This is a genomic window from Brevibacterium moorei (genome assembly GCF_024580735.1).
GTDB lineage: Bacteria > Actinomycetota > Actinomycetes > Actinomycetales > Brevibacteriaceae > Brevibacterium > Brevibacterium moorei.
The window spans coordinates 18062-37581 of sequence record NZ_JANIJX010000020.1 but is presented as its reverse complement, the minus strand read 5'-3'; the positions used below and the strand labels follow the sequence as shown (position 1 = coordinate 37581).

General features: G+C 68.7%; 17 protein-coding genes and 1 tRNA gene. 9 read left to right on the top strand and 9 right to left on the bottom strand.

Translation table 11 applies throughout. The annotated features are described in order from the left end of the window. Nucleotides 1-5 precede the first annotated feature (5 nt). Nucleotides 6-93 (top strand) — tRNA-Ser (locus NQ034_RS12580). A 119-nt stretch (nucleotides 94-212) separates the two neighbouring features. Here the strand turns inward: NQ034_RS12580 and NQ034_RS12575 are convergent. The 5 genes from NQ034_RS12575 to NQ034_RS12555 all read right to left on the bottom strand — a co-directional run bounded on the left by NQ034_RS12575 (nucleotide 213) and on the right by NQ034_RS12555 (nucleotide 5540). Then, complete coding sequence (locus NQ034_RS12575; RefSeq protein ID WP_257049238.1) at nucleotides 213-1775, bottom strand: acetolactate synthase large subunit; 1563 nt, start codon at nucleotides 1773-1775, stop codon at nucleotides 213-215. 180 nt (nucleotides 1776-1955) lie between these two features. Further along, complete coding sequence (locus tag NQ034_RS12570) at nucleotides 1956-2441, bottom strand: PadR family transcriptional regulator (RefSeq protein WP_373456761.1); 486 nt, start codon at nucleotides 2439-2441, stop codon at nucleotides 1956-1958. 345 nt (nucleotides 2442-2786) lie between these two features. After that, nucleotides 2787-4076 (bottom strand): aminotransferase-like domain-containing protein, encoded by a 1290-nt coding sequence (locus NQ034_RS12565; RefSeq protein WP_257049236.1) that lies wholly within the window; start codon nucleotides 4074-4076, stop codon nucleotides 2787-2789. A 72-nt stretch (nucleotides 4077-4148) separates the two neighbouring features. Then, complete coding sequence (locus NQ034_RS12560) at nucleotides 4149-5333, bottom strand: alpha/beta hydrolase (protein ID WP_257049235.1); 1185 nt, start codon at nucleotides 5331-5333, stop codon at nucleotides 4149-4151. A gap of 48 nt (nucleotides 5334-5381) precedes the next feature. Further along, complete coding sequence (locus NQ034_RS12555; protein ID WP_257049234.1) at nucleotides 5382-5540, bottom strand: hypothetical protein; 159 nt, start codon at nucleotides 5538-5540, stop codon at nucleotides 5382-5384. Between the two features lie 267 nt (nucleotides 5541-5807). On the opposite strand from NQ034_RS12555, the gene NQ034_RS12550 reads away from it, so the two are divergent. The 3 genes from NQ034_RS12550 to tgt are packed head-to-tail and all read left to right on the top strand — an operon-like array spanning nucleotide 5808 to nucleotide 9738. Next, a complete protein-coding gene (locus NQ034_RS12550) occupies nucleotides 5808-6926 on the top strand; it encodes a histidinol-phosphate transaminase (RefSeq protein ID WP_257049233.1) in 1119 nt (372 codons plus the stop codon). Beyond that, complete coding sequence (locus NQ034_RS12545) at nucleotides 6926-8419, top strand: FAD-binding oxidoreductase (RefSeq protein ID WP_257049232.1); 1494 nt, start codon at nucleotides 6926-6928, stop codon at nucleotides 8417-8419. Before NQ034_RS12550 ends, NQ034_RS12545 begins: the two co-directional genes overlap by 1 nt. Further along, on the top strand, nucleotides 8416-9738 hold the full coding sequence (tgt, locus tag NQ034_RS12540) for a tRNA guanosine(34) transglycosylase Tgt (protein WP_257049231.1): 1323 nt from the start codon (nucleotides 8416-8418) through the stop codon (nucleotides 9736-9738). The genes NQ034_RS12545 and tgt overlap by 4 nt, the downstream gene beginning before the upstream one ends. Before the next feature lie 92 nt (nucleotides 9739-9830). Here tgt and NQ034_RS12535 read toward each other — a convergent pair whose 3' ends face one another. Together NQ034_RS12535 and NQ034_RS12530 are read right to left on the bottom strand one after the other, a co-directional pair. After that, entirely contained in the window at nucleotides 9831-10676 is an 846-nt protein-coding gene (locus tag NQ034_RS12535) for a siderophore-interacting protein (RefSeq protein ID WP_257049230.1), read from the bottom strand. A gap of 103 nt (nucleotides 10677-10779) precedes the next feature. Continuing rightward, nucleotides 10780-11610, bottom strand: a complete 831-nt coding sequence (locus tag NQ034_RS12530; protein ID WP_257049229.1) for an ABC transporter ATP-binding protein — start codon at nucleotides 11608-11610, stop codon at nucleotides 10780-10782. Nucleotides 11611-11708: 98 nt separating this feature from the next. Here NQ034_RS12530 and NQ034_RS12525 point away from each other — a divergent pair, with 98 nt between their 5' ends. From NQ034_RS12525 to NQ034_RS12505, 5 genes are all read left to right on the top strand, one after another. Further along, the gene (locus NQ034_RS12525; RefSeq protein ID WP_257049228.1) at nucleotides 11709-12566 is read left to right on the top strand and encodes a helix-turn-helix transcriptional regulator; all 858 of its coding nucleotides are present in this window, start codon (nucleotides 11709-11711) and stop codon (nucleotides 12564-12566) included. Nucleotides 12567-12674: 108 nt separating this feature from the next. Next, nucleotides 12675-13541, top strand: coding sequence for an ABC transporter ATP-binding protein (locus NQ034_RS12520; protein ID WP_257049227.1), 867 nt, complete (start codon nucleotides 12675-12677; stop codon nucleotides 13539-13541). After that, complete coding sequence (locus tag NQ034_RS12515) at nucleotides 13538-14671, top strand: ABC transporter substrate-binding protein (RefSeq protein WP_257049226.1); 1134 nt, start codon at nucleotides 13538-13540, stop codon at nucleotides 14669-14671. Before NQ034_RS12520 ends, NQ034_RS12515 begins: the two co-directional genes overlap by 4 nt. After that, complete coding sequence (locus NQ034_RS12510; RefSeq protein ID WP_257049224.1) at nucleotides 14671-16956, top strand: iron ABC transporter permease; 2286 nt, start codon at nucleotides 14671-14673, stop codon at nucleotides 16954-16956. Before NQ034_RS12515 ends, NQ034_RS12510 begins: the two co-directional genes overlap by 1 nt. Nucleotides 16957-17065: 109 nt before the next feature. Then, a complete protein-coding gene (locus NQ034_RS12505) occupies nucleotides 17066-17653 on the top strand; it encodes a hypothetical protein (RefSeq protein ID WP_257049223.1) in 588 nt (195 codons plus the stop codon). Between the two features lie 103 nt (nucleotides 17654-17756). Here the strand turns inward: NQ034_RS12505 and gnd are convergent, their stop codons facing one another. Then, entirely contained in the window at nucleotides 17757-18764 is a 1008-nt protein-coding gene (gene gnd / locus NQ034_RS12500) for a phosphogluconate dehydrogenase (NAD(+)-dependent, decarboxylating) (protein ID WP_257049222.1), read from the bottom strand. A 4-nt stretch (nucleotides 18765-18768) separates the two neighbouring features. Further along, complete coding sequence (locus NQ034_RS12495; protein ID WP_257049220.1) at nucleotides 18769-19434, bottom strand: gluconokinase; 666 nt, start codon at nucleotides 19432-19434, stop codon at nucleotides 18769-18771. Nucleotides 19435-19520 lie beyond the last annotated feature (86 nt).

Here is a 19520-nt window from a genome sequence, read left to right as displayed (position 1 = left end):
CTAGCGGTAGCGTGTCCGAGCGGCCGAAGGTGCAACACTCGAAATGTTGTGTACGGTAACCCCGTACCGAGGGTTCAAATCCCTCCGCTACCGCGTTTGATAGAAGGACCCCGTCTCGTTGAGGCGGGGTCCTTCTGTTTTGCCGACTGCGGCCAAAACCCGGATCCTGGTCCCGGGGACTTCCCAGTGGAAGTCCCCGGGAGGGCGGACTTCTAGAGGTCGACCTCGATCAGGGCCGGGCCGTCGGTGGCCAGCGCGGTGTCCAGGGCCGCGGTCAGTTCCTCCATGGTGGTGGCACGTTCTGCGTGCACGCCCATGCCGCCGGCCAGCTTGACCCAGTCCAGGTTCGGATCGGACAGATCCAGCAGGCGCTCGGAGCGCTCCCCGAAGGTCGCACCGACGTTCGCCATCTCATTGCGCAGGATCTGGTACTTGTTGTTCGAGAAGATCAGCGTGACGATGTTGAGGTTCTCGCGGGCCTGGGTCCACAGGGCCTGCAGCTGGTACATCCCCGATCCATCCGACTCCAGGGTGATGACCTGTGATTCCGGTGCGGCGATCGCCGCACCCACGGCGACCGGCATGGCGTAGCCGATCGAGCCGCCGGTGCCGCTGAGGTACTCGTGCGGACGGGCGGTGGCCGCCAGTGGCCAGTACCAGCCGCCGGAGGTGATCGACTCATCGATCAGCACGCTGTTCTCCGGCATCCGGTTGACGACGAGTTCGGCAACCGAGCGAGGCGTGATTGCTCCGGTGGTCGGGGGTTCGGGCAGCTTGAGTTCCGGCAGGTCCGGTTCGAGGTCGGTGGCGCCCAGTTCGGCGGCCAGTGCCTCGAGCGCACCGCGCTGATCCGAGACCGAGGTGGCCAGTTCCTGGATGAGTGTGCCCTGGGCGAACTGCTCGCTGGGCTTGTCCGGGTAGGCGAAGAAGGACACCGGCACTTTGGTGCCCACCAGCACCAGGTTCTGGAAGTCCGCCAGGAATTCCACAGCGTCGTTCACGGCGTAGGGGATCCGCTCGACGGCTACGCGGCCGGCCCCGTGGGATGCGACACCGGTCATGTTGAGCAGCAGCAGGCGGGCGCCGGTGGCCTTGGCGATCCGGCCCGCGATCTCGAGGGATTCGGGGTCGGTGACATTGCGCGAGAGGATGAGGCCGGCGCCCTCGCCGCGTTCCTTGGCGCGGGTCAGGATTTCCGCCACGGCCTTGACCTTGGACGGGTCGACCGGCTGCGGCCTGGGTACCACTGCGTCCGGCAGTGGGGCATCGACCTGGGGTTCGGTCCAGGCGGTGTCCGCCGGCAGGATGAGCGAGGCGATCTGGCCGGGCATGGTCTGGGATGCGGCGATGGCGGCCGCGGTGTCCGTGGCGATCGAATCGGCGGTCGGCGAGGTCCGGACCCAGTCGCTGAAAGGCCGTGCCGCACCTTCGATATCGCTGGTCAGCGGGGCGTCGTACTGGCGGTGGTAGGTAGCGTGGTCGCCGATGATGTTGACGATCGGCGAATCCGCGCGCAGGGCGTTGTGCAGGTTCGACATGCCGTTGGCCAGGCCCGGGCCCAGGTGCAGCAGGGTCGCGGCGGGCTTGCGGGCGACCCTGGCGTAGCCATCGGCGGCACCGGTGACGACGCCCTCGAACATCGCCAGGACGCAGCGGAGCTCCGGCACGTCCTCGACGGCGGAGACGAAGTGCATCTCCGAGGTTCCGGGGTTGGCGAAACAGACCTCCACCCCGTTCTTGACCAGAGTGTTGACCAGGCGATTTGCACCGTTCACGGGCGTCCTTCCATAGGCTGAATGCGATATACCGCACAGCCTAGTGAACGCCTCCATCCGGGACAATCCCCGGGTCACCTGCCGATACGAACGAGCCCGGGCGAACAGCGCCATTACGCGCCGAGGCGGTGCGCACCGGAAGCCATAGCCTCCCGGTGCGCACCGCCCCGGTTTGTTCGATCAGTCCTCGGCGAGAATGCGGTAGATGCCCTTGCGGGCATCGGCCAGCACGGTGGCGGCGGCCTCGGCCTGTTCCTTGGTTCCCCCGCGCATGATCTGGCTGGTCGCCTGTCCCAGCTTGGCCAGTTCCTTGCCCAGCTCCATCGTGAAGCCGGAGCCGAACCCGCGGCCCGCCGCCTGTTCCCATGGCTTGGGCTCGTCGGCCTCTTCCGCGGCGGCGGAGCGGCCCGCCTCGGTCAGGGAGTAGACCTTCTTGCCCGCGTCCTCAGCCGCCTCCAATAGGCCTTCATCGGTGAGCATCTGCAGGGTCGGGTAGACCGAGCCGGCGCTGGGCTTCCAGGTGCCGCCGCTGCGCTCCTCGAGTTCGCGGATGATCTGATAGCCGTGCATGGGCTCCTCCGCCAGCAGGGCGAGCACCGCCTGGCGGACGTCGCCGCGGCTCATCCGGCGCCCGTGTCCGCGGCCGCCCCCTGCCATCTTGCGCATGACATCGGAGATGCCGAAGGGGTCGAAGCCACCGTTGCCGTCCCAGGACCCGAAGCCGCCGAACCCACCGGGCCCGCCGAAGCCGCGGCCGCGTCCGCCGTGGCCCGCATGGGTGCGGGGGAAGTCGTCGTCATTGTCGTGGATGTTCATGGTTCCTCCTCTGTGACTGTATTGCGATCACTCACGACTGTATTACGACATATCGTTAAAGACAATGGGAGGGGGCTGGGCGTTTCGTGTGGGGTGTGCAGTGGGGCAGGGGAAATGGTTGGGCGGTTTGTTTCAGATTGGACCGGTTGAACAGTCCAATCTGAAACAAACCGCCCCATGTTCGAGGGCCGGGGCTCAGCGCACGGACTCGATGGCGCCCACCAGCCGGGCCACGCCCTCGGGCATCCGTTCGATCGGGGTGCGGGAGAAGGACATGCGCAGGTGCTCGCTGCGGCGCGCATCGGCGTAGAACGGTGACCCGGGGACGAATGCGACGCCGTGGGAGGCGGCGGCTGTGGCCAGTTCCTTGGTGTCGATGCCGGGCAGGCGCACCCAGGTGAAGAAGCCACCGGCCGGTTCGGTCCAGGTGGCGTCGGGCACCGCCGGGGCCAGGACCTGGGCGAATGCGCCGATGAGGGCCCGGCCGCGTTGCCCGTAGGCCTCGCGCAGGCCCGGCAGCGCCTGCGTGTAGTGGCCGGTGCGCAGCATGTCCTCCAGGATGCACTGGCCCAGGGCGCCGGCGCACTGGTCCGTGTTGGTCTTGGCCTCGGCCAGGGCCGCGATCACCGGTGCGGGCCCGGCCGCCCAGCCCATCCTGGTGCCGGGGGTGAAGGTTTTGGAGAAGGTGCCGATCTGCACGGTGACATCGGGGCCCAGCTCCCAGATCGACGGGCGGGTGGTGCCGTCGAAGGCCAGGTCGCGGTAGGCGACGTCCTCGATGATGAGCAGGCCGTGGCGGCGGGCCGCATCGATGATGGCCTGCCTGCGCTCGGTGGACAGCCACAGGCCCGAGGGGTTCTGGAAATCGGGGATGACGTAGAGCATCTTGGGTTCGGCTCCGCGGGCGCGGGCGGTCGCGACGGCGGGGCCGATGGAATCCGGGTCCAGGCCCGCGGCGTCGCCTGCCATGGGCACGCACACGCCCTCGTGGGTGCGGAAGACGCCGAAGGCGCCCAGATAGGACGGCGACTCGACCAGCACCGCGTCGCCGGGATCCAGCAGCGCCTTGCTCAGCAGGGTCATTGCGTCCACCCCGCCCGAGGTGACGATGAGTTCGTCCTCCTCGGGCACCCGGGACTGGGTGCGGGAGAAGTCCGCGCGCAGGGCCTCGCGCAGCGAGGGCAGGCCCAGATTGGAGGCGTACTGGAGGGAGACCTCGGGCCGGGTCTCGATCGCCTTGGCCGCGAGCTCGGCCAGCAGCCCGGTGTCGAACAGGGTGGGGTCGGGGAAGCCGCCGGAGAAGTCGACGAGGTCGCCGCCGGCTCCCGAGAGCGCGAGCACTGCGGCCAGTTCGCTGGGACCGCCCTGGGCGCGCCTGGCCAAGCGCGTCGCCCAGGCCGAGGCGGGGGTCGGGGACTCTGGCGCGGCGGCGGCGCCGGTCGGAGTGGGTTCGGCTGAGGTCGGTTCTGATGTGGTGTCGGTCATGCTCCGATGATAGGAGGTGTGCGAGCCGGCCGCACGGGTGTCCGCGGCCTGCGCGGTCAGTGCGGTCGTTGCTCAGGCGTCCAGATAGCCGGCGGCGAAGTGGGCGATACCGGCGTAGGCGCGGTGCAGTTGCTCCGGAGCCGAGGCGAAGACGTCGTGCACAGCGCCGGGAATCCGCTGGAGCACGACGGTGTCGCCGACCTCGGCGCCGGCGCGGCGGATCAGGTCCACGTTGAGCACGATGTCGGCGCGCGTCATCTTCGAGGAGTACCGCGGGGACTGGTAGGTCTTGGCCGAGGTCTGGATCAGCACCGGCACGCCCACGTCGATCCCGTCGTAGATGCGCTCCTGACCGGCGAAGATGCTGGAGAGCCAGTCGGGGTAGACGGGGAAGCTGCCGGCCGGTTTGAGGGCCAGATCGTACTGTGGGCGGCCATGCGTTTCCGCGGCGGCCAGGGTGTAGAAGTTCGGCATGTCGATCGGCAGCGGTTTGATGCGGTCATCGGGCCGTCGGGCGCTCAGTCGCATCACCGGCATCAGGATCTTGCGCACCGCCGTGGAGTACTGGAACTCCAGCCAGGGCGAGTTCAGGCACAGGCCCGCCAACTCGCCCAGGCCGCCCAGCGGGTCGGTTGCTGGGTCCGGGGTCGGGGTCCCGACGGTGGGTTGTGCGGTGTCGCCCGCGTGCGAGGTGGCGCGGCCCGCGTGCAGATCGGCGGCCCATAGTGTGGCGACCAGGCCGCCCATGGAATGCGCGGAGACGATGAGGCGCGCGCCGGGGTGCAGCCCGCCGATCACGCGCAGGGCGGCGGTGATGTCCTGGTTGTACAGCGCGATGCTGGAGGCATAGCCGGGGCGCTGGGACGGTTCCGGGGCGGCCTCGGCGAGTTCGCGGGTGCCGTATTCGTTCCACTGCGCGGCCAGGTAGGCGGCGATCTCCGGATCCTCATCCCAGGATTGGCCGAGCAGTGGCCAGGAGGCGTCGGGGATCAGATTGCGGCCGTAGTTGCGGAAGTCCAGGGCGAAGAAGTGGGTGCCGCGGCCGGACCAGAACTCGGCGAGTTCGCGGTGGAAGAAGTAGTCGGACCAGCCGTGCAGGTGCAGCACCACGGTGTCGCGGGGTGGGGCGGTGGCCGGTTCCGGTGCTGCGGGCACGTGCCTGACCAGGGTCGCGCGGGCCGCGTCGGGCAGGTCGAGCCGGGTGGCCTCGAAGTCCGGCCCCAGAATGTCCTCGCGCCACTGCCGCTGCTCATCCATGTGGCCCATCGTAGTGGTGGGGTGGACGGCGGTGGGTCAACGGAACCCTCAGCGCTTGTCCGGCGAATTGAAGGCGATGCCGAACAGGCAAGCGGCCACGGCGAATGTGGCGATGCCCGACAGATGGCTGACCTCGTCGAACAGGCTGTAGCCGACGATGAGGACGGCGAAGGCCATGATCAGTGGGGTGATGCGGGGCTTCTTCATGCGGGCCGCTCCTTTGCTGTCCTGCATTCAACATGTATAGGCCTACATCTGCGGGCGACCGTACAGTGGCGGCGGGGTCTTGCTTGCGAGTGTACGCAGAATCACCGGAGTCGTGGTGTGGAGTGCTGCTGAGGTTGCTTTCATGTTCCGCGGGCGCATGCGACTGTACAAACGCCTACATGTGCATTCCACCTGGCCTGGAGCGCGGTCCGGGGACTTGGTGGACTGAGTCGTCTCAGCAGGTGTGTCGTATGCGAAGATGGAAGAATGAGTCAAGTCCGACTGCGCTCAGCGCTGGAAAACACCCCCGCATATGTTCCCGGCAAGCCCGCCGCCCCCACTCCGGGCGTGCAGACCTACAAGCTGTCGAGCAATGAAAGCCACCTGCCGCCGCTGCCGCAGGTCGCCCAGGCCATGGTGGACGCCGCCGTCCTCCCAGCCAACTATCCCGACCCGGGGGTCACCGCCCTGACGGAACAGACCGCCGCGCACTTCGGCGTCTCCACGGACTCCGTCATCTTCGGTGCCGGAGCCTCGGAGATCCTTACCGCCCTGTTCCGCCTGGCCGCCGATGAAGACCACAATGTCGTCTTCCCCTGGCCGTCCTTCGAATCGTATGCGCAGCTCGCCGCCCTCTCCGGCACGCAGGCCCGTCCGGTCCCTCTGACCGCCGACTACCGCCAGGACGTCGATGCGCTCGCCGCCGCAGTGGACGAGGACACCCGCCTGCTGGTGCTGTGCAGCCCCAACAACCCCACCGGTCCCACCCTGCACCAGGACGAACTCGACCGCCTGCTGGCCGCCGTGCCCGATGACCTGCTGGTCGTCCTCGACGAGGCCTACATCGAATTCGCCAACGACCCGCAGACGGCCGACGGCCCCACCACCCTGCCCGCGCACAAGAACCTGGTCGTGCTGCGCACCTTCTCCAAAGCCCACGGCCTGGCCGGGCTGCGCATCGGCTATGCGCTCGCGGCCCCGGAGATCATCCACGAACTGCACAAGGCGATCCCGCCGTTCTCCGTCTCCGCGGTCGCCCAGGCAGCGGCATCCGCCTCGCTGGCGGCTCAGGGCGAGGTCGAGGTCCGCGCCAAGGAGGTAGCAGCACTGCGCGACGGCCTGGTCGACCGCCTCCGCCAACAGGGCTGGCCGGTGCCCAGCGCCCAGGGCAACTTCGTCTGGCTGCCCGTGCACGAGGACTCCGACCGGATCGAGGCCGCGTTCAAGGCCGCGGGTCTGGCCGTGCGCAATCTGCACGACGGCGTGCGCATCTCCGTGGGCCCCGAAGCCGCAATGGACCGGGTGGTCGAGGTCGCCTCGGGCCTGGAATCGAAGTACCGGACCGCGCCGGGCGCCCCGGCCGCCACCGATGGAGGTATTGCCTGATGGAATTGGTAGATCTGACGCAGCCGGAACAGCAGGGCCTGACCCCTGCGGCCACCCCCGTCGACCTGGGCCCGCTGCGCGCGGCCCTGAGCAGTGAGCACGCCCTGGTCACCGATGCCGACGTCGTGGCCTCGTACTCCATCGACCACGCCATGTTCTGCCCCTTCGGCACGGCCCGCGGCCTGGTCCGCGCGGAGACCATAGAGGACGTCCAGGCCACCGTGCGCTTCGCCGCGGCCAACCGCATCCCGATCGTCCCGCAGGGGGCGCGCACCGGCCTGGCCGGCGCCGCCAATGCCGTGGACGGCAGCCTGTTGCTGAGCCTGCACAAAATGGACCGGCTGCTCGACGTCAACCCCGTGGAATCGACGTGCACGGTCCAGCCGGGCATCATCAACAAGGACCTGAAGGATCAGCTGGCCCCGCACGGCCTGGCCTACCCGCCGGACCCGGGCTCGGTCGCGATCTCCACGATCGGCGGCAACGTCTCCACCAACGCCGGCGGCATGTGCTGCGTGAAGTACGGCGTGACCCGCCAGTACGTGCGCAGCCTCAAGGTGGTCCTGGCCGACGGCACGCTGACCACGGTGGGCCGGCACACGAAGAAGGACGTCGCGGGCCTGGAGCTGTCCCAGCTGTTCATCGGCGCCGAGGGCACCCTGGGCGTGGTCGTGGAGATCACCCTGGACCTGGTGCCGCTTCTGCCGGCGCCCCTGACGGCCATGGTGCTCTTCGATGACCAGGTCGCCGCCGTCGGCACCGTCACGGACTTCCTGGCCGCCGGCAACAAGCCGAACCTGATGGAGTTCATGGACGGCAAGACCGTCGCGATGGTCAACGACTACCAGGACTTCGGCCTGCCGGACGGGATCGCCGGGATGCTGTTGGTGCAGTCCGACGGTGACGGCTCGCTGGAGCGCGCCAAGGACGAACTGGCCCGCCTGGAAGAGGTCGCCAAGGCCAATGGCGCGCTGGACGTCATGTACTCCGACGACCCGGCCGACTCCGACATGCTGGTGGCCGCCCGCCGCGCAGTGTCGCCGGCCACGGAGAAGTACGTGAACAACCACGGCGGCGGTTCGCTGGTCGACGATGTGTGCATTCCGCGCGGGAAGATGCGGGAGTTCTTCGCCGCCCTGCTCGAACTCGACGCCCGCTTCACCGACGCCGAGGTCACCACCTGTGCCCACGTGGGCGACGGGAACATGCACCCCACGGTGCTGTTCGACGCCTCGGACGCGACCTCGACCGAACATGCGCGCGAACTGTTCGCCGCGATCATGCAGCTGGGCCTGGACCTGGGCGGCACCGTCACCGGCGAGCACGGCGTGGGCTACCTCAAGGCCAAGTGGCTGGGCGAGGAACTGGACCCGGCGAGCAAGCACATCCACGCCGTCATCAAGCACGGCCTGGATCCGCTGGGCATTATGAACCCCGGCAAGATGCTCTACCCCTTCGTCAACGAGCCCGTGAAGATCTCGGAGGACGCATGAGCGCGGACGCGCCCGCCGCTGCGGCGGGGACCCTCGCGGGCCCGGCCACCCTGGCAGGTGCCGCCGGCACAGTGCCGGCTGCGGCCTCGGCGGCCGAGGCCCCCGTCAACGACCGCGCGAGGTTCGGTTTCGAGGTGGGCGCCACCCTGCCCACCGGTGGGCGCACCGGCGTGATCCACACGCCGCACGGCGATATCCGCACCCCCGCCTTCATCCCGGTGGGCACGAAGGCCAGCGTCAAGGCCGTCCGCCCCGATGAGATCGAGGACCTGGGTGCGCAGGCGGTGCTGTCGAACGCCTACCACCTGTACCTGGAGCCGGGCCCGGACATCGTCGACGAGGCCGGTGGCCTGGGCCGGTTCATGAACTGGCACGGCCCCACGTACACGGATTCCGGCGGCTTCCAGGTGATGAGCCTGGGCGCGGGCTTCAAGAAGGTCATCTCGATGGAGGCGACGGGGGAGCAGAACGACGACGCGGTGGCCGCCGGCAAGGAGCGCCACAGCTTCGTTGACGACGACGGCGTGTGGTTCAAGAGCCATCTGGACGGCAGCCGCCACCGGTTCAGCCCCGAGGTCTCCATGGGCATCCAGCACAGGCTGGGCGCCGACATCATGTTCGCCTTCGACGAATTGACCACCCTGGTCAATACGCGCGGCTATCAGGAGGAGTCCCTGGAGCGCACGCGCAAGTGGGCCGTCCGCTGCGTGGCCGAACACCAGCGGCTCACCGCCGAACGCAGCCACCGGCCGTATCAGGCGCTGTTCGGGGTGCTGCAGGGTGCGCAGTACGAGGACCTGCGGCGCAAGGCCGCGCGGGACCTGGGCGCCATGGACTTCGACGGCTTCGGGATCGGCGGGGCCCTGGAGAAGGAGAACCTGGGCACGATCATCCGCTGGGTGTGCGAGGAGCTGCCGGAGGATAAACCCCGCCACCTGCTGGGTATTTCGGAGCCGGATGATCTGTTCGAGGCGGTCAAGACCGGTGCGGACACCTTCGACTGCGTCTCGCCCTCACGCGTGGCCCGCAATGCCGCGCTGTACACCAATGACGGCCGGTTCAACATTTCCGCTGCCAAGCACAAGCGGGACTTCGGCCCGATCGACCCCGAATGCGACTGCTATACCTGCCAGAACTATTCGCGGGCCTATCTGCGGCATCTGTACAAGGCCAAGGAGATGCTGTTCTCCACCCTGTGCACGATCCACAATGAGCGCTGGACGGTGCGCCTGGTCGATTCCATGCGGCAGGCGATCGAGGAGGGTCCCGACCGCTTCGCGGAACTCGAGGCCGAGGTCCTGGGCCGCTACTACGCCTAGGTCCCTTCTGCGTTTTCTACTTCTGCTCCCTTGGCACCCCTGATCTCAGCGGTGCCAAGGGAGCAGAAGTACAAAACGTGGGGTGATCGATTTCAGTCCAGGCGCCAGAAACCGGAGAAGGTGATCCGGTCCTTGCCCAGGCCTGCGGCCACCAGGGCGCGGCGGCCCCCGGTGGCCAGCTTCGATTCGCCCACCACGAAGCCATAGGCGCTGGGATTGATGGCGTCGATCTTCTGCATTTCGGCCAGGGCCAGGGAACCGGGGCGGATCGTGTGATCGTCGCGCGGCAGCCAGGTCAGCGACAGGCCCGCCGGGCGTTCCCAGGATTCGATGTCCGCGGCGTGGGCGACCTCGACCATTATTCTGCCGCGGGCCGATTCGGGCAGGTCGGCGACGATCTGCCGTGCCGCGGGCAGGCCGGTGTCGTCGACGGCGATGACGTATTCCTCCGTGTCCTCCGGCGGCAGGAACAACAGGCCCTGGTCCAGGATGGCGATGGGTGTGCCGGCAATGCAGCTGGTCGCCCAGGCCGAGACGGGAGCGGAGAAATCCCCGCGCTCATCGGGGTGGAGGGCCACGTCGATGTCCATCTCCGCATACCTCTCGGCCGGAGTGCCGGGGGCGGCCGGAGATTCGACGATGCGGAAGTCCGCCACCGTGTAATTGCTGATATAGGGGTAGTCGTCCGTGGGGAACTTCTGCAGCTTCTTCCACCAGTCGCGGCCGTGGATGCCGGGGAGCTCGAAGGCCTCGGGGCCCTGTCCGGTCCTGGGAATGAACAGGCGGAACCAATGGTCGAGGCCGAGCCAGTGGAAGTCGAGCATTTCGGTTGAGCGGACGGTAACGCGCTGGAACGTGGGCGAAAGGCGCGTCGTATAGGCGACCGTGCCGCGGAACAGTTGTGGATCGTCCGGGATTCCGTCGAGGGAGCGGGTCATATACCCCATATTAGCGGTTCCCTTTAAGGGAAACATAACCTTGTCGGTATATGGGAAGGCTCAGGCCCTGTGGGCCGGGCCCCGAGGCGTGTAGCCCTGAGGCTCAAGCCCTGTGGCGGACGGCCCGGGCCGACCAGCGGCCCTGTGTGCGGGTCACCGCGATCGGGTACTCGAAGGCGCGCGTGATGATCTCATCGGTGATGACCTCGTCCACCGCGCCCTGGGCGAGGACCGCGCCGTGGCTGATCACCAGTGCATGGGTGGTCGTCTCCGGCAGTTCCTCCAGGTGGTGGGTCACCAGCACCGTGGTCAGTTCCGGGCGGCGTTCGGTCAGCTCATCCACCGCTTCGAGGAACTGTTCGCGCGCCGCGACGTCCAAGCCGGTGGTCGGTTCGTCGAGCAGCAGCAGTTGTGGGTCGGCCAGGATCGCCCGGGCGATCAGCGCCTTGCCGCGCTCGCCCTGGCTGAGCACCGGCCAGGGTGCGTCGAGGCGTGCGCCCAGTCCGAACTCCTGCGCGAGTGCGCGGGCGGCGTCCACCTGTTCGGCGGTGGGGGTGAAGCGCGGGGGCAGTTCCACCGTGCCGGTCAGTCCGGTCAGCACGACCTGTGTGATCGTCAGCGCGCTGCGCACCGGATGACGCGGGTTCACGTGCCCGATGTCCCGGCGCAGGGTCTGCATGTCGACGCGGCCCAGGCGATTGCCCAGCACGTCCACGGTGCCGGAGCTGGGATGCGTCTGCGCGCCGGCGAAGCCCATGATGGTGGACTTGCCCGCGCCGTTGGGGCCCAACAGCGCCCAGTGCTCGCCCGGGCGGACGGTCCAGTCGATGCCGTGCAGGATGTGCGTCTGGCCGCGCCGGAACGTCACCTGCTGCAGGTCCAGGACGGGAGTGGTCGTGCGGATGTCTTCGGGTGTGGGGGTCGTGACAGTCATCGGAGTGCACGTTACTCCAGATGACCCGAAACCGGGGGAATGCCCCCGTGTACCGGGTCATCCCTCCGGTTTCGGGCCATCTGGCTAGACTGAGGGCCATGCCCCAGCCGACCGTGCCCTCATCGCCCGCAGCCCGGGCCGATGCGCAGGCGCAGCCCGGCCGCGGGGCTTGGCGGCGCGAGCGCAGGACCTTCGTGCTCGAGGAGGTCGATTCCCCCGAAGTCATCGCAGCGCCCTTCGCGATCTTCGCCGAGCAGGCACTGGCCCCGGTGCCACTGGAATTCGAACCGCATGCACACGCGCTGCACGAACTGGTGTGGGTGCGTGGGGGCACCATGACGGTCCGCCTGGCCGACCGGGTGTTGACCGTGCCGGAGGGACAGGGTCTGTGGATCCCCGCCGGCACTGTGCATTCGGGCCGGATGACTGCGCACACCGAACTGTGCGATGCCTATTTCGACACCGAGCGGTCCCCGGTGGTCTTCTCCGAACCCACCGGGATCCAGATGACGCCGGTTCTGGAGTCCCTGCTGACGCACCTGGAGGATCCCGACCTGGAGTCAGGTCCCCGGCTGCGGGCCGAGGCGGTGGTCTTCGATGTGCTGGCGCCGGCCACCCGGCAGATCTCCTTGCAGGTGCCGCGTGGCCGGCGCGTGGCACCGATCGTTGCGGCCCTGCTGGCCGATCCCGCCAATGACCGAAGTCTGTCGGACTGGGCGGTCTCACTCGATGTGAGTGAACGCACAGTGACCCGTGCGTTCCGGCAGGCCACCGGTCTGTCCTTCGTGCAATGGCGCCAGACCCTGCGGGTGCACCGGGCTCTGGAGTTGATCGCAGCGGGTCTGGAAGTCCAGGAGGTCGCCGAGCGCCTGGGCTACGCACAGCCCAGTACCTTCATCGCCTCGTTCAAGCGGGTGCTGGGGACGACTCCGGGGGCCTACGCTACCGGCCGCTGACTCTGTCCGAAACTCCGTATCGAATGTCTAGGCATCATGATTGCGGACATAGCGCGATCTTCTTACACTTGCCTAGGCACGGCTTACCTCACCAGCGATAGGCGATACATGACTGCACTCGAACCCTTGGACACGCGGACTCCGCAGCGCTTGGCGGGTCACGACCTGGTCCTGGGCTTCGGCCGCACCGAGGTGGTCCACGGTGTCTCCATCGAATTGGTCCCCGGCCGGGTCACAGCCCTGGTGGGTCCGAATGGTTCGGGCAAGTCGACGCTGCTGCGCACCCTGGCGCGCCTGCACTCCCCGGAATCCGGAGGTGTGAGCATCGGCTCCGGCGAGCGCGATGCGCTGAGCATGAGCCCACGCGAGTTCGCCCGCGAGGTCACGCTGTTCGCCCAGACCCGCTCGGCCCCGTCCGGACTGTCCGTGCGCGAGGTCGTGGAGTTCGGCCGCCACCCCTACCGCAAGCGCTTCGCCGGGCTGAGTCCCGCCGACCACGCAGCGGTGGACCGCGCCCTGGACATCACCGGGGTCTCCGCGATGGCGGAGCGCTCAGCCGGGGAGCTCTCCGGCGGGGAGCTGCAACGAGTCTGGCTGGCCTGCTGTCTGGCCCAGGAGACCGGCATCGTGCTGCTCGACGAACCGACGAATCACCTGGACCTGCGCTATCAGACGGAGACCCTCGACCTGATCCGCGATCTGGCCGAGGACTACGGGGTCGCCGTTGGAGTGGTCCTGCACGACCTGGACCACGCCGCGCGCGTCGCCGACGATGTGGTCCTGCTGCACGCCGGCCGGATTCTGGCGGCCGGCCCCGCCCTCGACGTACTCACCGCGACCAATATCAGCACCGCCTACGACTTGCGGGTCGACGTTCACCTGGACGAATCCACCGGACACCTGCGCATCGATCCGGTGAGCCGGCACGACCTGCGCGTAACCGAACACCACCAGTCAGAAGGAAACACACGATGAGAAGAATTCAGACCCGCCACGGCCTCGCCCTGGCGGCACTGGGCACGACCGCCCTGCTGCTGAGCGCCTGCGGCACCACCGATGTGGACGCCGGCGCAGATGCCTCGGCGAGCCCCGCCTCGGCCAACTGCGCCGACGACAAGACCCAGACCTCGACCGACCCGGTCGACATGACGGATATGCTGGGCCGCCAGGTCAAGCTGGACAAGCCGGCCAGCCGGGTCGCGGTCCTCGAATGGCAGCAGACCGAGGACCTGCTGAGCCTATGCGTGAACCCCGTGGGCGCGGCCAGCACCAAGGACTACACGACCTACGTCAGCGCGGAGAAGCTGCCGGATTCCACCAAGGATGTGGGCGAGCGCGGCGAACCGGACCTGGACGCCATCTACGGGACCAACCCCGACCTCATCATCGTCGAGGCGTACTCCAAGGACGACAAGATCCTCAAGAAGCTCGAGGAGCGCGATGTGCCGGTCCTGGCGACGGTGGGCGCCGACGCGAAGAACGGCCAGCTGGACAATATGCGCAAGGTCTTCAAGCAGGTCGCCGAGGCCACCGGCCGGACCGAGCGCGCCGACGCCGTGCTCTCGGACTTCGACTCCCACCTGGCCACGGCCAAGGAGAAGGTCGCCAAGGTCGATATGCCGGTGAAGGACTTCGTGTTCTTCGACGGCTGGAAGGAGGGCGGCAATGTGGTGGTGCGCCCCTACGGCAAGGGCGCGCTGTTCACCGAGCTGGGCGAACAGCTGGGCATGCAGGGGGCCTGGACCGACGAGGTCAACAAGGGCTACGGCTCCGGCGGCGTGGATCCCGCCTATGGCCTGGCACAGACCGATATCGAGGGCCTGACCGCCGTGGGCAGCGCCAACCTGTTCTACGGCGACGACGGCCAAGCCGACAATTACGTGACCGATCTGAAGAAGAGCAAGATCTGGAAGAACCTGCCGGCTGTCAAGGACAACCGCGCCTACGCCTTCCCGGCCGGTGTCTGGGGCGCCGGCGGTCCGAAGTCCGGCGAACAGGCCATCGACGCCTTCGTCAAGGTCATCCAGGACAACGCGGCCGGCGCGGGTGCCGATTCGGCCTCTGACTCCGCCTCCGATTCGGCATCCGGAGCCGCCTCCAAGTGATGCAGCGCAATGGGGCCCGGCCGGCCGGTCCGGAAAGGGCCGCTACCGACCGGGAGGGCGGCGCTGCACGGGCCGAGGCACCGGCACGGGGGATCGCCCCGGAACAGGGCGGGGCCCCCGAGCGGGTCGGCGCGGCCAGGGCCGCCGGCGGGATCGTCCTGCTGGTGGTCCTGGCCGTGGCCGTAGCGGCCACCGGACTGTGGCACCTGACGCAGGGGACCTCGGGCCTGGGCGCCGTGGACCTGGTGCGCGGGCTGTTCGGCGCGCGCGTCGAGGTGGGTGGCGTGGGCGCAGACGAGATCTTCTCCGGATCCCGGCTGCCGCGCCTGGCCGCGGGCGTCCTGGTCGGCTTCGCCCTGGGCGTGGCCGGCTGCCTGCTGCAGTCGATCACCCGCAACCAGCTGGCCAGCCCCGACACCCTGGCGGTGACCGCCGGGGCCTATTTCGCTCTGACCCTGGTCGCGGCCTTCGGCATCACGGTGCCGCTGCTGGCCTCCTCGGGGGTTGCCTTCGTCGGCGGTCTGCTGGCCGCCGCGCTGGTCCTCGGGATCACGGGCCGGACCTCGGGCACGGGGACCACCCGGCTGATCCTGGCCGGCTCCGCGATCGCCATGGCCCTGGACGCGGGCACTGCGATGCTGCTCATCCTGTTCAAGGAGAACACCACCGGCCTGTTCGCCTGGGGTTCGGGTTCCCTGGGCCAGCTCAACATCGACGCCTCGCTGCGCGCGGTCCCGCTGATCGTCGTGGTGCTCGTGGTGGCGCTGCTGTTCGCCCGCCGACTCGACGTGCTGGGCCTGGGCGAGGACAGCGCGGCGGGCCTGGGCGTGCCGGTGCGCTCCACCCGGATCGTGGCGATCCTGGCCGCGGTGTTGCTGGCAGCCGTGTCCGTCACCCTGGCCGGGCCGATCGCCTTCGTGGGTCTGGGCGCGCCCGTGCTGGCACGCCTGCTGGCGGTCAAGATCCGGGCGCTGAACCGGCACATCTTCCTCATTCCCGCCGCCGGACTGCTGGGCTCGCTGGTGATCCTGCTGGCCGATGCCGTGCTGCGCGGGATCCTGGGCGCCGAGGGCGCGACCTCGATCCCCACCGGCATCCCCACCTCGCTGCTGGGCGGGATCGTCATCGTGGTCCTGGCGCTGCGGATGCGCGACGCCTCGGCCGCGGGTTCCTCCGCCGAGGCCGCACCGGCCGGCCGCCCCGCACGCAGTGGCAGCCGCCCCACGCACGGTGGTGCTCGCCCGGGCGCGCGCCTGTGGGGGAGGGGACGGGCCTCTGCCGCTCGCTCGGGTCCCGCACGGGCCCGCCGGGTCTTCACCGCCGCGGTGATCGTCGCGGCGGTGCTGCTGGTGGCCTGCGTGCTCATCGCCCTGCTGGCCGGCAGCCTGTGGCTGAAGCTGGGCGATGTCTCCCTGTGGATCCAGGGCCGCGCGCCCGGGCTCATCGATTATGCGCTCGACGACCGCGCCGCCCGGATCGCCGCCGCCGTGTTGGCCGGTGCCGCCCTGGGCCTGTCCGGCACGGTGGTCCAGGGGACCGTGCGCAATCCGCTGGCCGAGCCCGGACTGCTGGGCATCACGGCCGGCGCCGGATTGGGTGCGGTCTTCGTCGTCACCACCGGATTCCTGGGCGGGGGACAGGGTGCGATGGTCCTCATGGCGGTACTGGCCGGTCTTGCCACCTTCGCGCTGATCACCCTGCTGGCCTGGCGCGGTGGACTACTGCCCGACCGCTTCGTGCTGGTGGGCATCGGCACGGGCTATGCGCTCAGCGCCCTGACGACCTATCTGCTGTTGAGCAACGACCCCTGGCAGACCCCGCGGATCATGACCTGGCTGTCGGGCACGACCTATGGTCGGACCCTGGCCGATGTCTGGCCGGTGGCCATTGTGCTGGTGCTGGCGATACCGCTGCTGGCCGGGCTGCGGCGGGACTTGGACCTCATGTCGGTCGACGAGGACACGCCCCGGATCCTGGGGATCCGTCCCCAGGCGACCCGCCTGACCCTGCTGGCGATCGCCGCGGTGCTGGCCGGGGTGGCCGTGGTGGCGGTGGGCACGGTGGGCTTCGTCGGACTGGTCGCCCCGCATTTGGCGCGCAGTCTGGTGGGCGCCAGGCATGGGAGGATCATTCCGGTGTCCATGCTGCTGGGCGGTCTGCTGGTGCTGGTCGCCGACACCCTGGGGCGCACGCTCATCGCCCCCTCCCAGCTGCCGGCCGGCCTGATGATCGCACTGGTGGGCGCGCCCTACTTCGTCTACCTGATGCGCCGGATGCGCGGGTAGCAGGGGCCCGTCGCCCAAACACGTCGTTTCCCCGTGAACACGCTGCTATAGGGGCGTGTTCACGGGGGAACGACGTGTTGTGTCGGAGGTCACTGTTAGTCTGAGGCCCATGATGTACGGAGGATATCCACAGCGGCCGCGAAAGAAGCCCTGGACACCGCTTGGCAAGGCGTCGCTGTGGCTGCTGGGGTCGGGCGTGGGCCTGTGCATCATCGGCGTCATCGTAGCGGTGGTCATGGTGGTGCTGACCCCCGGATTCGGAGTCCTGGGAAAACAGACGGATCAGGAGTTCACGGAGACGATCGAACTGCGGCTGGAGTCCGGCGACCGGTTCTCCGTATATGCGGACGAACGGACGGACGCGGATGAGTGCGAGGTGGTCGATACCAGGGAGCAGAAGCTCTCCCCGTTCGCCCGAGTCGACTCCTCGTACAGCTATGACGACGACTCCGGCACCCGGTGGTACGGCTCGGCCACCTACGAGGCCCCCGCGGACGGCACCTATATCGTGCGCTGTGACGGGGCCGGGACCTACAAGGTGGGAGAGCCCATCACCATAGGACAGACCCTGGTGGAGGGCCTGCTGATCGGCGGCGCGGTGATCCTGGGGTTCTGCGCGGCGCTGCTGGGCCTGGTGCTGTTCATCGTCTTCTGCGTCCAGACCGGCAGACTCAGGCCAGTGTCCGCCGGTCGCTGAGCGCGGTCCGTCACGAAAACACGTCGTTTCCCCGTGCACACGTCCCTATAGGGACGTGTGCACGGGGAAACGACGTGTTCAGGTGCTCAGGCCGGTTCCGGGCTCAGCGCTCGCGGTGGCCGCCGAACTGCTGGCGCATGGCCGACAGGGTCTGGTTCGCGAAGTGGTCCTGACCGCGCGATGCGAAGCGTTCGAACAGCGCGGCGGACAGGACCGGCACCGGCACACCCGTGTCCACTGCGGCCTGCACGGTCCAGCGTCCCTCGCCGGAATCGGACACCCGCCCGGCCAGGCCATCCAGCGTGGGGTTCTCCTGCAGGGCTGCTGCGGTCAGGTCCAGCAGCCAGGAGGACACGACGGAGCCACGGCGCCACAGTTCGGTGACCTTGGCGGTGTCGATGTCGAACTCGTAGAAGTGCGGATCGGCCAGGGGTGCGACCTCGGCGGAGTCCTCCGCTGTACGCAGGCCCGCATCCGCGTTCTCCAAGAGGTTCAGGCCCTCGGCGAAGGCGGCCATCATCCCGTACTCGATCCCGTTGTGCACCATCTTCACGAAGTGCCCGGCGCCGGCCTTGCCACAGTGCAGATAGCCCTGTTCCTCCGGGGCCCGCTCGCCCTCGCGCCCTGGTGTGCGGGGGATGTCGCCGGTGCCCGGCGAGATGGTGGACAGCAGGGGCTCGATCGTGTCGAATGCGCGATCCGATCCGCCGACCATCAGGCAGTAGCCGCGGCCCAGGCCGAACACTCCGCCTGAGGTGCCGATGTCCATGTACTCGATGCCGGATTCGGCCAGGCGGCCGGCGCGCACGACGTCGTCGCGGTAGTTCGAGTTGCCACCGTCGATCAGGATGTCGCCGGGCTCCAGCAACGCTGCGACCTGGTCGACCAGCGCATCGGTCAGCGAGGCCGGCACCATCAGCCAGACGACGCGCGGGCTGGGCAGTTGCGCGATGAGGTCGCCGAGGTCCGCCGCCGGTTGTGCTCCCTCACCTGCCAGTTCCGCGACGGCCTCCGGGTTCACATCGCTGACCACGCAGGTGTGGCCGGCGCGCATCACGCGCCGCACGATATTGGCGCCCATGCGGCCCAGTCCGATCATTCCAAGATGCATATCTCTATTCCTTCCGAGCGGAGAACGACGATGACGATGCTGTGGGGGCGGAAGCCGGTTCGTCCGGCGCGCTGTGACCGGCGGCCGCCAGGCCCAAGCGGGCCAAGACCTCGGCTGCCTGGGCATCCGGGGACAGTGCCAGGTCCACGACGATGCCGGATTCATCGGCGGCCAACTGTTCTAAGTCCGCGTACTGGGAGTCCAGCAGGGACTCGGGCATGAAGTGGTCGCGGCGCCGGTGCATGCGTTCGTGCACGGTGGCCCGCGGTCCGTGCGGGTGGACGAAGATGACGCCAGGTGCGCGCAGCCTGTCGCGGTAGCGGCGCTTGAGGGCGGAACAGGCGACGATTCCGGGTCGGCCGGCAGCTGTGTGCTCTGCGATCCAGGCGGCGATCAGGTCCAGCCAGGGCGCACGGTCGGCGTCGGTGAGCGGGTGACCCAGCGCCATCTTGTCGATATTGGCCTGCGGGTGCAGGTCATCGCCCTCGGCCAGGTCCCAGCCCAGGGCCGTGGCCAGGCGGGTGGCCAGGGTGCTCTTGCCGCTGCCGGAGACGCCCATCACCACGAGGATGGGCGGGGTGGTGGCGTCCGGGGCCTGGTCCGTTTCGGACGCAGTCGCCGGCACCGAGGTCCCGGCCGGGTCGCCGGGGACCATTTCAGTTCCGTTCACGTCCGTTTCCGTCCTTTGCTGGGCTGAGTTGGGGAGGGGGCTGCTGAGCCGGGCTGTCGGTGTATCGCATTCTGACTATGCCCTGT

Coding starts and splice junctions, on each gene's coding strand:
- NQ034_RS12570 (WP_373456761.1), bottom strand. CDS start 2,441: ATGCGCAAGATGGCAGGGGGCGGCCGCGGACACGGGCGCCGGATGAGC.
- NQ034_RS12565 (WP_257049236.1), bottom strand. CDS start 4,076: ATGACCGACACCACATCAGAACCGACCTCAGCCGAACCCACTCCGACC.
- NQ034_RS12560 (WP_257049235.1), bottom strand. CDS start 5,333: ATGGATGAGCAGCGGCAGTGGCGCGAGGACATTCTGGGGCCGGACTTC.
- NQ034_RS12555 (WP_257049234.1), bottom strand. CDS start 5,540: ATGAAGAAGCCCCGCATCACCCCACTGATCATGGCCTTCGCCGTCCTC.
- NQ034_RS12550 (WP_257049233.1), top strand. CDS start 5,808: ATGAGTCAAGTCCGACTGCGCTCAGCGCTGGAAAACACCCCCGCATAT.
- NQ034_RS12545 (WP_257049232.1), top strand. CDS start 6,926: ATGGAATTGGTAGATCTGACGCAGCCGGAACAGCAGGGCCTGACCCCT.
- tgt (WP_257049231.1), top strand. CDS start 8,416: ATGAGCGCGGACGCGCCCGCCGCTGCGGCGGGGACCCTCGCGGGCCCG.
- NQ034_RS12535 (WP_257049230.1), bottom strand. CDS start 10,676: ATGACCCGCTCCCTCGACGGAATCCCGGACGATCCACAACTGTTCCGC.
- NQ034_RS12530 (WP_257049229.1), bottom strand. CDS start 11,610: ATGACTGTCACGACCCCCACACCCGAAGACATCCGCACGACCACTCCC.
- NQ034_RS12525 (WP_257049228.1), top strand. CDS start 11,709: ATGCCCCAGCCGACCGTGCCCTCATCGCCCGCAGCCCGGGCCGATGCG.
- NQ034_RS12520 (WP_257049227.1), top strand. CDS start 12,675: ATGACTGCACTCGAACCCTTGGACACGCGGACTCCGCAGCGCTTGGCG.
- NQ034_RS12515 (WP_257049226.1), top strand. CDS start 13,538: ATGAGAAGAATTCAGACCCGCCACGGCCTCGCCCTGGCGGCACTGGGC.
- NQ034_RS12510 (WP_257049224.1), top strand. CDS start 14,671: ATGCAGCGCAATGGGGCCCGGCCGGCCGGTCCGGAAAGGGCCGCTACC.
- NQ034_RS12505 (WP_257049223.1), top strand. CDS start 17,066: ATGATGTACGGAGGATATCCACAGCGGCCGCGAAAGAAGCCCTGGACA.
- gnd (WP_257049222.1), bottom strand. CDS start 18,764: ATGCATCTTGGAATGATCGGACTGGGCCGCATGGGCGCCAATATCGTG.